The 12220-nt window shown below is 64.0% G+C and carries 11 protein-coding genes; 8 read left to right on the top strand and 3 right to left on the bottom strand.

Features of this window, described 5'->3' with window-relative positions:
* Positions 1-46: 46 nt before the first annotated feature.
* From FIU86_RS18670 to FIU86_RS18640, 7 genes are all read left to right on the top strand, one after another.
* Positions 47-712 carry a glutathione S-transferase family protein gene (locus FIU86_RS18670; protein ID WP_152476452.1) on the top strand — a complete coding sequence of 222 codons (666 nt, stop codon included), beginning with the start codon at positions 47-49 and terminating at the stop codon, positions 710-712.
* A 234-nt stretch (positions 713-946) separates the two neighbouring features.
* On the top strand, positions 947-1996 hold the full coding sequence (gene queG, locus FIU86_RS18665) for a tRNA epoxyqueuosine(34) reductase QueG (RefSeq protein ID WP_152476451.1): 1050 nt from the start codon (positions 947-949) through the stop codon (positions 1994-1996).
* Between the two features lie 44 nt (positions 1997-2040).
* The gene (locus FIU86_RS18660) at positions 2041-4041 is read left to right on the top strand and encodes a hydantoinase/oxoprolinase N-terminal domain-containing protein (RefSeq protein ID WP_152476450.1); all 2001 of its coding nucleotides are present in this window, start codon (positions 2041-2043) and stop codon (positions 4039-4041) included.
* A 93-nt stretch (positions 4042-4134) separates the two neighbouring features.
* The gene (locus FIU86_RS18655) at positions 4135-5334 is read left to right on the top strand and encodes a glycine C-acetyltransferase (RefSeq protein ID WP_152476449.1); all 1200 of its coding nucleotides are present in this window, start codon (positions 4135-4137) and stop codon (positions 5332-5334) included.
* Positions 5331-6251 carry a PLP-dependent cysteine synthase family protein gene (locus FIU86_RS18650; protein WP_254703888.1) on the top strand — a complete coding sequence of 307 codons (921 nt, stop codon included), beginning with the start codon at positions 5331-5333 and terminating at the stop codon, positions 6249-6251. The genes FIU86_RS18655 and FIU86_RS18650 overlap by 4 nt, the downstream gene beginning before the upstream one ends.
* A 15-nt stretch (positions 6252-6266) precedes the next feature.
* The gene (gene tdh / locus FIU86_RS18645; protein WP_216647230.1) at positions 6267-7298 is read left to right on the top strand and encodes an L-threonine 3-dehydrogenase; all 1032 of its coding nucleotides are present in this window, start codon (positions 6267-6269) and stop codon (positions 7296-7298) included.
* A 169-nt stretch (positions 7299-7467) separates the two neighbouring features.
* On the top strand, positions 7468-8454 hold the full coding sequence (locus tag FIU86_RS18640; protein ID WP_152476447.1) for a GlxA family transcriptional regulator: 987 nt from the start codon (positions 7468-7470) through the stop codon (positions 8452-8454).
* On the opposite strand, the gene FIU86_RS18635 is transcribed toward FIU86_RS18640, so the two are convergent.
* Positions 8435-8968: a glutathione peroxidase gene (locus FIU86_RS18635; RefSeq protein ID WP_152477234.1), complete on the bottom strand. Its 534-nt coding sequence runs from the start codon at positions 8966-8968 to the stop codon at positions 8435-8437. The genes FIU86_RS18640 and FIU86_RS18635 overlap by 20 nt on opposite strands.
* Positions 8969-9097: 129 nt before the next feature.
* Between FIU86_RS18635 and FIU86_RS18630 the strand changes: the two genes are divergently transcribed.
* Positions 9098-10021 carry a DMT family transporter gene (locus FIU86_RS18630; protein WP_152476446.1) on the top strand — a complete coding sequence of 308 codons (924 nt, stop codon included), beginning with the start codon at positions 9098-9100 and terminating at the stop codon, positions 10019-10021.
* Here FIU86_RS18630 and FIU86_RS18625 read toward each other — a convergent pair.
* On the bottom strand, positions 10018-11358 hold the full coding sequence (locus tag FIU86_RS18625) for an FAD-binding oxidoreductase (RefSeq protein WP_254703887.1): 1341 nt from the start codon (positions 11356-11358) through the stop codon (positions 10018-10020). The two genes, FIU86_RS18630 and FIU86_RS18625, sit on opposite strands and share 4 nt — an antisense overlap.
* Positions 11355-12176 (bottom strand): ABC transporter permease, encoded by an 822-nt coding sequence (locus FIU86_RS18620; protein ID WP_152476444.1) that lies wholly within the window; start codon positions 12174-12176, stop codon positions 11355-11357. The genes FIU86_RS18625 and FIU86_RS18620 overlap by 4 nt, the downstream gene beginning before the upstream one ends.
* Positions 12177-12220 lie beyond the last annotated feature (44 nt).

Raw genomic sequence — 12220 nt, 5'->3', positions numbered from 1 at the left:
TTGAGGGCATTGAAGAACAGATTTTCGCCAGCCGCCCGGAGTAGACATGGCCAAGCTATACCACGTTCCCCTCTCCCCCTTCTGCCGGAAGGTGCGGCTCTGCCTCGCGGAAAAGCGGATCGAATGCGAGCTGGTCGAGGAGCGTTACTGGGAAGCCGATCCCGATTTCCTGCGGCGCAATCCGGCGGGCAAGGTGCCGGTGCTGCGGCTGGATGGCATGACCTTGTCGGAAAGCACGCCGATCTGCGAATACCTCGAAGACAAGTACCCCGAGCCCGCCCTGCTGCCCAAGGCGCACGAGGGTCGCTACGAGGTGCGGCGCCTGGTGGGTTGGTTCGATGACAAGTTTCACAACGAGGTATCGTCCAAGCTGCTGTATGAAAGGGTGAACAAGAAGGTCATGGGCCAGGGCTTTCCCGACAGCAGCAACGTCAAGGCGGGCGCAAAGGCGATCAAGTTCCACCTTGACTACATGGCCTGGCTGCTGGACCGCCGCCGCTGGCTGGCCGGCGACGTGATGACACTGGCCGATTTCGCCGCCGCCGCGCACCTGTCCAGCCTCGACTATATCTCGGACGTGGACTGGAACCGGTCGGAGGTGGTCAAGGACTGGTACGCCAAGATCAAGTCGCGCCCGGCCTTCCGCAGCATCCTGGCCGATCAGGTGCCGGGTTTCCCGCCGCCGGCGCATTATGCCGATCTTGATTTTTAAAGCGTGTCGCGCAAAAGTGGGAACCGGTTTTGCGCTCCCCGGACACGCGACATATCTTAAGAGGCTTTGCCCCTCGGCCTACGGCCTCACCCCAGGATATTTTTGGCCAAAGCGTTCCGCCTTTGACCTGAGGCATCAGCGAAAGGCGGAACGCGTGCAACGATTGAGCGGAGCACTGCGTTTCGTGAAAATCTGTGGTTCAGGTCTTTCGCGAAACGCTTCAGAAGAAGAGCCATGGATGGGCTGAAACAGAGACTGGTGGCGCAGGCCCTTGAAGAGGGATTCGACCTTTGCCGCGTGTGCCGTCCGGGTGACGTGCCGCAAGTGCCCGAGCGGTTGGCGGCCTTTCTGGAAAGGGGTTATCACGGGCAGATGGAGTGGCTGGCCGACCGGGCGCATTGGCGCGGCGCGCCTGATGTGCTGTGGCCCGAGGCGCGGTCGGTGATCATGCTGGGCGAAAGCTATACGCCCCAGAGTGACCCGATGGCGACGCTGGACGATCCAGAGGTTGGCACGGTTTCGGTCTATGCCCGCAACCGGGATTACCATGACATCGTGAAGAAGCGGCTGAAGCGGCTCGCGCGCTGGCTGATCGCGGAAGCGGGTGGCGAGGTGAAGGTGTTCGTCGACACCGCGCCAGTGCCCGAGAAACCGCTGGGCGAGGCGGCGGGGCTGGGCTGGCAGGGCAAGCACACCAATCTGGTCAGCCGCGACATGGGTAGTTGGTTCTTTATCGGGTCCGTGTTCACCACGCTGGAAATAGACACTGATCCAACAGAAGTTGACCATTGTGGCTCTTGCCGTGCCTGTCTTGACGTGTGCCCGACCGATGCCTTCCCCGCACCCTACCAGCTGGATGCGCGGCGCTGCATCTCCTACCTGACGATCGAGCACAAGGGCCCGGTGGACGAGGAGTTGCGCGAAAAGATGGGCAACCGGATCTATGGCTGCGACGATTGCCTTGCGGTTTGTCCGTGGAACAAGTTTGCGGTCGAGGCGACCGAACTGCGCTATCACGCGCGCGACGATCTTGTCGCGCCGCCGCTGGCAGAGCTGGCCCAACTGGACGATGCCGGGTTCCGCGAGCGGTTTTCCGGCAGTCCGATCAAGCGCATCGGGCGCAACCGCTTTGTGCGGAACGTGCTGTACGCCATCGGCAATTCGGGCCGCCCCACCCTTCGGCCGGTGGCGCAGGATCTGTGCGACGACCCGGACGCCACCGTCGCCGATGCGGCGCGATGGGCGGTAAAGCGTCTTTCCGATGCCGCAAACGGACGCGATTAGTCCGCAGTTTGGCGTAAACCGAACCCCGGACGAGAGGGACCATCATGGCGATACTTCTGGGCGTGGACACGGGCGGCACCTATACCGACGCGGTTCTGGTGCGCGACGAGCGCGAGGTGATCGCCAGCGCCAAGGCGCTGACCACGCGGCAGGACCTGTCGATCGGCATCGGCGACGCCATCGAGGCGGTGCTGACCCAAAGCGGCGTCACGCCCGATCAGATCGGGCTTGCCTCGCTCTCCACCACGCTGGCCACGAATGCGTTGGTCGAGGGACAGGGCGGGCGTGTGGCGCTGGTCTATATCGGGTTTCGTGAGCGTGACCTTGACACGCACGGCCTGACCGAAGCGCTGGCTGGGGACCCGGCGCTTGTGCTCAGTGGTGGGCACAATCACGCGGGCAGCGAGGCGGCCGCACTAGATGAAAACGCGCTTTCGGCATGGTTAGACACTGAATTGGGCGCCTCTGCCTTTGCCGTCGCCAGCCACTTCGCCACCCGGAACCCCAGCCACGAACTGCGCGTGGCCGAGATGATCCGCGCCGCCACGGGCAAGCCGGTCAGCTGCTCGCATCACCTGTCAGCCAAGCTGAACGGTCCGAAGCGGGCGCTGACCGCACTCTTGAACGCGCGGCTGATCGGCATGATCGCGCGGCTGATCGAAAAGGCCGAAGCGACACTCATCCGCTTCGGTATCGATGCGCCGCTGATGGTGGTGCGCGGTGACGGTGCCCTCATTTCCAGCGCACAGGCGCGAGAGCGGCCCATCGAGACCATTCTCAGCGGCCCGGCCGCCAGCATCGTCGGGGCGCGCTGGATGACCGGCGCCGATCACGCGCTGGTCTCCGACATCGGCGGCACCACCACGGATGTCGCCGTTCTGCGCGAGGGCCGCCCGATGATCGACCCGGCGGGCGCGCAGGTCGGGCCGTGGCGCACCATGGTCGAGGCCGTTGCCATGCGCACCACCGGTCTTGGCGGCGACAGCGAGGTGCATGTGATCGACGAAGGGCTGGTCGGTGGCGTCACGCTCGGCCCGCGCCGGGTGGTCCCGGTCAGCCTGATCGCGTTGGAAGACCCGGCCGCCCTGCACGCCGTGCTGGACGACCAGTTGCGAAATGACACGCCGGGCGAGCATGACGGCCGGTTTGTGCGCATCGTGTCAGGCGTCGACGCGGGCGGATTGGGTCCGAAAGACACTGCGCTGCTGGACCGGATCGGCACTGGCGTTCAGCCGCTTGGCGCGGTGCTGCGCAACCGGATGGACGGCGCGGCGTTGCGGCGGTTGGTGGCGCGGGGTCTGGTGCAGGTTGCGGGCGTCACGCCGTCGGATGCCAGCCATGTGCTGGGGCTGCTGGATGCCTGGGATGCGGGGGCCGCGCACAAGGCCGTGCAACTGATCGGACGCAAGCGCACCGGCAACGGCAATCGGCTGAGTTCTGATCCAGAGGCGATGGCGCAGATGATCATCGAACAGGTGACAAAACAGACAAGTTTGGCCCTATTAGAAACTGCTTTTGCCGAGGACGACCACGACTTCGGCCTGCCTGCCGCACAGCTGGCGCGGCATGCCTTGATGCAGAAAGGTCTGGACCGGCACCGCGGATTGGTGCGGCTCGATACCGGGCTGAACGTGCCGGTGATCGGGCTGGGCGCCTCGGCAAGCAGCTATTATCCGGCGGTGGGCGCGCGCCTTGGCTGCGACATGATCCTGCCGGAGCACGCCGGGGTCGCCAACGCCATCGGCGCGGTGGTCGGGCGCGTTACGATCCGGCGACAGGGTACGATCACCAGCCCCGCCGAGGGCCGCTGTCGCGTGCACCTGGAAACCGGGCCGGAGGATTTCGTCGACCCCGACAAAGCCATGGAAAGGCTCGAAGACGTCTTGAAGGCGGAAGCGCGCCAGACAGCCCTCGCCGCAGGTGCCGAAGACCTTCAGACCGGCATTACCCGCGATATCAGGACCGCGCAGGCCGAAGCGCGCGAGGTGTTCCTCGAGGCCACCATCATGGTGGAGGTCAGCGGTCGGCCGCGTATCGCCTCGTGACCCGATCACCCGGGTGAACTGACGGCTGCGCTTGTTATTGGTGGCTGTTACATTGAGTATTTGAAGAACGATGAAAGCGAGGGGGAGCGCATCATGCGAGCGGCCAAAAAATTTGACGCGGATATCGCCGGGCGCCTCGACGGGTTGCGCGACGATGGGCTTTACAAGACCGAGCGGGTCATCACCTCGATGCAGGCCGGCGAGGTCATGCTGGAAGGCGGGCACGCGGTGGTGAACCTTTGTGCCAACAACTATCTCGGCCTTGCTGACGATCCGGAGGTGATTGCCGCCGCCCATGACGCGCTCGACCGTTACGGGTTCGGCATGGCCAGCGTGCGCTTTATCTGCGGCACGCAGGAAGAGCACAAGGCGCTGGAAGCGCGGATCGCGGGGTTCCTTGGGACCGAGGACAGCATCCTGTACGCCGCCGCGTTTGACGCGAATGCGGGTTTGTTTGAGACGATTCTGGGCCCCGAGGACGCCATCATTTCCGACGCGCTGAACCATGCGAGCATCATCGACGGCGTGCGCCTCTGTAAGGCGCAGCGCTATCGCTATTCCAACAGCGACATGGCCGACCTGAAACGCTGCCTGAAAGAGGCGGAGGGCGCGCGTCACCGCCTGATCGCCACCGACGGGGTGTTCAGCATGGATGGCTATATCGCCAAGCTGGACCAGATCTGCGATCTGGCCGAGCGCTATGACGCGATGGTCATGGTCGACGACTGCCACGCGACCGGGTTCCTTGGCGACACCGGGCGGGGCAGCCACGAACATTGCGGCGTCATGGGCCGCGTCGACATCCTGACCGGCACGCTGGGCAAGGCGATGGGCGGCGCCTCTGGCGGCTATACCGCGGCCAGCGCGCCGGTGGTGGACTGGTTGCGGCAACGCTCGCGGCCTTACCTGTTTTCCAACACGCTGGCCCCTGTCATTGCGGCGGCATCGCTTCGCGTCTTCGACCTGTTGGAGGAACGTGGCGACGCTCTGCGCGGTCAGCTTTGGGACAACGCGGCCTATTTCCGCGAGCGGATGGGCACGCTGGGCTTCGAACTTCTGCCCGGGCAGCACGCGATCATCCCCGTCATGCTGCGCGATCCCAAGCTGGCGCAGGAGATGGCCAAACGGCTGAACGACCGCGGCGTCTATGTCACCGCCTTCAGCTTTCCGGTCGTCCCGAAGGACCAGGACCGCATCCGCACCCAGATGAGCGCCGCCCTGACCCGTGACATGCTGGACCGCGCAATCGACGCGTTCGAGGTTGTTGGCCGCGATTTGGAGGTCATCTCGTGACAATTCTGCCGTCCGTCATCGAGGCCATGGGAGAGACGCCCTTGGTCGAATTGAGCCGTATCAGAGACGCATTGCACCTCGACGGACGCATCCTCGCCAAGCTCGATTACCTCATGCCCGGCTTCTCCAAGAAAGACCGCGCAGCACGGGCGATCATTGAAGGCGCGCGGGCCACGGGCGAGCTCGCGCCTGGTCAGACAGTGGTTGAATTGACCTCGGGGAACATGGGCACGGGGCTCGCCATTGTCTGTGGCGTGCTGGGTCACCCGTTCGTCGCGGTGATGAGCGAAGGCAATTCCGAGGAGCGCGCGCGGATGATGCGGGCCCTGGGGGCAGAGGTGATCCTCGTCCCGCAGGCTCAAGGCAGCCGCAAGGGCGAGGTATCGGGCGCGGATCTCGCATTGGTCGAGGCCGCTGCGCAGGACATCACGGCGGAGAGAGGCGCCTACCGCGCTGACCAGTTCGAGCGGGCAGGCAACCCCCTGGCGCACGAGATGGGCACCGGCCCGGAAATCTGGGCGCAGTCAGGCGGCGACGTCACCGCCTTTTGCGACTTCATCGGTTCCGGCGGCACGCTGGCCGGAGTCGCGGCCTATCTGGGACCAAAAGGCGTGCGCTGTTACGGCATCGACCCCGACAAACCCGACCATCCGATCCAGGGCGGCGGCTATTCCATGCCGGACCTCACGCACTTGAAATCGGCCAATCTGGCGGGAACAGTCACTGTTTCCGGTCGTGACGCCGCCGAGGCCGCTCGCCTGCTGGCCCGGACCGAGGGCATCTTCGCCGGCTATTCCGCCGGGGCCAACCTAGCCGGCGCGATCCAGCTGTTGGGCGGCGTGGAACAGGGCGGCACAATCGCTATCGTGATGTGCGACAGCGGCCTGAAATACCTCAGTACTGATTTGTGGGACTAGACCATGCAGAACCAGATGAAAGCCCTCGTGAAGGCGAAACCCGAACCGGGCCTGTGGATGGAACACGTCCCGGTCCCCGAACCGGGGCCGAGCGACGTGCTGATCAAGGTCCGCAAATCTGCCATTTGCGGCACAGACGTGCATATCTGGAAATGGGACGAATTCAGCGCCAAGACCGTGCCCGTGCCCATGGTCGTCGGCCACGAATTCGTGGGCGAGATCGTCGATATGGGCCCTGCCGCGCTGAAATACCGGATTGGCCAGCGGGTCAGCGGCGAGGGGCATATCGTTTGTGGCGCCTGCCGCAACTGCCGTGCCGGACGCGGGCACCTCTGCCGCAATACCAAGGGCGTCGGCGTGAACCGCCCCGGCTCCTTTGCCGAATATCTCTGCATTCCCGAATCCAACGTCGTGCCGATCCCCGAGGACATCCCCGACGAGATCGCCGCCATCTTTGACCCGTTCGGCAATGCCGTGCACACCGCGCTCAGCTTTGATCTGGTGGGTGAGGACGTGCTTGTCACCGGCGCGGGACCCATCGGCATCATGGGCGCGCTGGTGGCGCAGAAGGTCGGCGCGCGAAAGACCGTCATCACAGACATCAACCCCTATCGCCTGAACCTTGCCCGCGAGATGGGCGTGCAGCATGTGGTCGATACCAGCCGCGAACAGCTGCGCGACGTGATGGATCAGATCGGCATGACCGAAGGCTTCGACGTCGGGCTCGAGATGTCCGGGGCGTCGGCGGCCATGCAGCAGATGATCGCGCGGATGAACAATGGCGGCAAGGTCGCCCTTCTTGGCATCGCGCCGACCGAATTCCCGGTCGACTGGAACACGGTCATTTTCAAGATGCTCCACATCAAGGGCATCTACGGCCGTGAGATGTACGAGACCTGGTACAAGATGATCGCGCTGGTGCAGTCGGGTCTGGACGTGTCCGGCCTGATCACGCACCGCATCGGCATCGACGACTTCGAGGACGGGTTTGCCGCGATGATTTCGGGCAATTCCGGCAAGGTGGTGATGGACTGGGGCGTGTCCTGAGGCGGTGCGCCGGTCGGGGCCAAATTTGGCGGATCGGGTCGAGTCATGTCGCCTGCGAACATCTTCGTGCCGAAATCACGCGCGACGCACAGGGCCGATGTGGATGAAGACTATACGATCAAGCCTCCCGACAAGGAGCCTTTCGTGACCCACAGCCAGGGACCTTTTGATGCGCGACAGCGACCAACCGCCGAAACGGTATGTCTTCCTGCTGATCCCCGGGTTTTCCATGCTGGGCTTCACCTGCGCGCTGGAAACCCTCAGTCTCGCGAACCGGCAATCCAGCACCCGCGATTACTATGAATGGCGCCTGCTCAGCGCCGATGGGGCCTCGGCGCGGGCCTGGAATGGCATCACCGTCGCCGTCGACGGCGCGCTGGAAGAGTTGCGCCGCGACGATACGCTGGTGGTCTGTGCCGGCCATGAAGCTGCCGCGGGCAGCACCAAGGACGTACTCGCCTGGCTGCGCCGCGAGACGCGCAAAGGCATCAGTTTCGGCTCGCTCAGCAGCGGCGCCTATACCCTTGCGCTGGCGGGGATGATCGCGGGACGGCGGGTCAGCACCCATTGGGAATATGTCGATGCCCTGACCGAGGCGTTGCCGCAGGTCACCGTGCAGGACACGATCTATTCGGTGGATGGCCGCGTGTTTTCCTGCGCCGGCGGTGCGTCCTCGATGGACCTCATGCTGCACCTCATCGGAGAGGATTACGGGCCCAAACTGGTCGAATACGTGGCCGAGCAGATGGTCTATACCGCCCCCCGCGATCACAGCCAGTCTCAGCGCCTGTCGCTGCCCGCCCGCGTCGGGCGCGGCAACCGCCGCCTGACACAGGCGATCGAGATCATGCGCGGTAATATCGAGGATCCGCTGAAGCTCAGTGAACTGGCCGCGATGGTTGGCGTCTCCGTGCGACAGCTGGAACGGCTCTTCATGGCTTTCCTGAATACGTCGCCCAGCCGCTATTATCTCGAAATCCGGCTGGAAAAGGCTCGAAACCTGCTTCGTCAAACCGAGATGAGCATCACCGACATCAGCGTGCTTTGCGGTTTCACCAGCCCCACGCATTTCTCGCGCGCCTATCGCAAGCTGTACAGCATCGCCCCCAGCAAGGAGGCCGACGCGACCACACCGATCAGCCGCCTGTCCGGGTAAGCATCTTCTCGATCTCGCCAGTGATCGTGGACGACATCGGCTTGACGGGCGAGCCATAGGTGCCCACGACCTCGCCCTCGGGGCTCAACAGGATCTTGTTGAAGTTCCAGCGCGGCGTGAACCCGGCTTCCTGTGCGACCGAGCGATAGAACGGATGCGCCTCCTCGCCCCGCACCTTGGTAATGCCGGTCATCGGCAGGGTCAGGTCATAGTTCACTTCGCAGAAATCCTTGACCTCTTCCTCGCTCGCCAGCTCCTGGTTGAAATCGTCCGACGGCACGGCCAGCACGACAAGCCCCCGGTCGCGGTATGTGTCATAAAGCGCCTGCAGATCCGAATATTGCCCGGTGAACCCGCACATCGACGCGGTGTTCACCACCAGCACCGGCTGTCCTTGCCAATCCGACAATCGGTGCGTCCCGCCGTCGATATTGGTGAATGTGGATTGCAGATCCAGCGCAAGCGCGGGAAGGGCGAAAACAGTGGCCACGAGGCCGAGAAAAAAGCGCATCATCATACTCCATAATCATAGAGTGTTACGCGCCGCGGCCCAGCCTGGATCATTCAGGTCATAGCGGCCTTGCACGCGTGGCGATTGATTTTGCCACCACTTTCGGTCAGGTCATGGCGACGGAGACGCTCCATGAAACCTCTCAACGGTATTGCCCTCAAGCTTGTCGCGGTGACGCTGTTCATCGTCATGTCGGCCCTGATCAAGGCCGCATCAGACACTGTTCCACCCGGACAGGCGGTTTTCTTTCGCTCGTTCTTCGCAATCCCGGTGATCCTCGGGTGGCTTGTCATGCGCGGGGAAATGTCCACGGGCCTGAAAGTGGCGTCGCGCATGGGCCATTTCTGGCGCGGCTTCGTCGGCACCACGGCAATGGGCCTGATGTTTGCCGGTCTCGGACTTTTGCCGCTGCCCGAAGTCACGGCGCTCAGCTATGCCGCCCCGCTGCTGGTGGTGGTCTTCGCGGCGATGTTCCTTGACGAAAAGGTCGGCGTCTTTCGCCTTGGTGCCGTGGCGCTGGGTCTCGTCGGCGTTCTCGTTGTTCTGACGCCGCGCCTGACCACGCTGGGCGGGCCGACGGTTGAAACTGCTCAAGCCGTGGGCGCGGTGCTGGTACTTCTGGGCGCGGTCTGTGCCGCGCTGGCGCAGATCTACATCCGCAAGCTGGTCCAGACCGAACAGACCAGCGCGATCGTGTTCTACTTCTCGCTGACTTCGACGTTGCTCTCGTTGCTGACCCTGCCCTTCGGGTGGGTCGTTCCGGGCGGAACAGAGACTGTTTATCTCGTCCTCGCCGGTCTTTTCGGCGGGCTCGCCCAGATCTTCCTGACCTCCGCCTACCGCTTTGCCGATGCCAGCGTCATCGCGCCCTTCGACTATGCCTCGATGCTGTTCGCCATCGCCATCGGCTATGTCATCTTTGACGAGGTGCCTACCGCGCAAATGCTGATCGGTGCCGCGCTGATCGTGCTGGCCGGGATCATCATCATCCTGCGCGAACGTCAGCTTGGCCTGCAACGCGGGCGCGCCAAGGCGGCCAAAACCCCGCAGGGCTAACGATCGAGCCAAGCGTAATGCAAATAGGCCGGCCGCATCAGCATCCGACGGAACCGGCCCAGCGGGAACTTGCGCGGCGTATGCCGCAGCGGTGCGGGATAGGGCGTCTCGGGCGTATTGTCCCGCACCAGATCGGCCAAAAGCCGCCCGGCGTAACTGCCCATCGACACGCCGTTGCCGTGATAGGCGAACGCCGCGAACCCTCCCGGCATATCGGGAATTGGCCCTGCATAGGGTATCAGGTCGCGCGACAAGCACACGAATCCCGACCAGTAATGCGGCGTCTCCACATGCGCCCAGGCAGGAAACATCTTATCGAAATCGGCGCGGATCATTGCCTTGATCTGCGCCTCGGTGCCGGGCGAATGCTTCAGCCCGCCGCGCATCCCCATCAGCATCCGGTTGTCCGGCATCAGCCGGAAATAGTGCAGCAGGTGCCGCGTGTCATAGCACATCTGCCGGCTGGTCCAGCCCTGCGCGGCCAGTTCGTCATCGCTCATGGGCCGCGTGACGATCACGCTCGATTGTGTCGGCAGGTACCGCCCGCCCATCCAGTCCGGCAGGTTGTCCGCGCTATAGCCGTTGGTGGCGACAATGAACTTTTCGGCTGTAACAGAGCCTTTTTCCGCGTGCAGCCGGTAGCGCCCATCGGCCAGGGTTTCGATCCGCGTGACCGCGCTGTGCCCATGCACAACAGCCCCCGCCGCCTGTGCCGCCTGGCAAAGTCCGAATGCGTATTTCCGTGGGTTGAGGGCAAAGCCGATCGGCATGGTCGACGCGCCATGAAACGGCCCTTTGAATCCCGCCTGCGCCAGCTCCGCTGGTGGGGTAATGGTCGGCGTGACACCATAAAGGTTTCGTGTTGCCTCGACATCCGCGCGCATCGCGTCGAAATCTCTCGGGCGGTGCGCCAGCTGCGTCTCGCCTTCCGAATGGCGGTCGACGTCCAGCCCCAGCCCGTCGATCAGGTCGCCCACATGCGCCACCGCCGCCAGTTCCGCCTGCGCAAAACCACAGGCCTCTGCCTCACCGAACTTGGCCCTTATGGTGGCATGGCTGGCCTTTGCGCCGCCCAGGCAACAGAACCCGCCATTGCGCCCCGATGCACCCCAGAACGGATGCTCCGCCTGCAGCACAGTCACGCCCACGCCCGCTTCGGCCAGCGCTAGCGCCGCGTTCAGCCCGGTAAACCCTGCACCGATTACTGCGACCTCGGTCGTCGTGTCGCCCTCCAGCGCAGGCAAGTCGTCCGCCGGAACGCTATCCGCCCACCAGCAATCGGCCACCGGCACGGCGCCGTAAGCGCCGTCCTCCCAGATCCGTTTGAGCACACTCACGCCTCGGCCCGCACCGCGGCCTTTTCATCGGCTTCCTGCCGCAACAGTTGGCGTTTGGAAATCAGCGAGGCGCCGATCACACCCACCGCCACGAGCGCGATCAGGATCGTCGACAGCGCGTTGATCTCTGGGCTGACCCCAAGCCGGATCGACGACCAGATCTTGATCGGCAGGGTCGTCGCCGACGGACCGGCGGTGAAGCTGGCGATCACCAGATCGTCCAGCGACAGCGTGAATGCCAGCAGCCAGCCGGAAATCACCGCCGGCGCGATGATCGGCAGGGTCACCAGCCGGAAGGCGGAAAACGGCGAACAGCCCAGGTCCAGAGCCGCCTCTTCCAGCGACCTGTCGAAACTGATCAGCCGCGAGGACACCACGACCGACACGAAGCACATCGAAAAGGTCGTGTGCGCCAGGATGATCGTCAGCACCCCCCGGTCCAGCCCGATCCCGATAAAGAGCAGCAAGAGCGACAGGCCGGTGATCACCTCAGGCATCACCAGCGGCGCATAGATCATGCCCGAAAAAAGCGTCCGGCCCCAGAATCGCCCGGCGCGCACCAGCACATAGGCCGCCATCGTGCCCAGCACCGTCGCAATGGTGGAGCTGACGACCGCCACCTGCAACGTGACCCAGGCCGCATCGAGGAACGCCTCGTTCTGCAACAGCTCGCCGTACCACCTGGTCGAGAAGCCCGCCCAGACGGTCACAAGCTGCGACGCGTTGAAGCTGTAGACCACAAGGATGACCATCGGCAGGTACAGGAACGCAAAGCCCAGCGTCAGGGACGTCGTGTTGAACCATGACAGGCGTCTCATCGCACAGCCCTCCACGCCGGAGCGCCAAAAGCTTTGACAAAGCT

This window comes from Roseovarius sp. THAF9, assembly GCF_009363715.1.
Classification (GTDB): Bacteria; Pseudomonadota; Alphaproteobacteria; order Rhodobacterales; family Rhodobacteraceae; genus Roseovarius.
The sequence above is the reverse complement of the archived record's forward strand: the minus strand, read 5'-3'. Positions and strand labels throughout refer to the sequence as shown.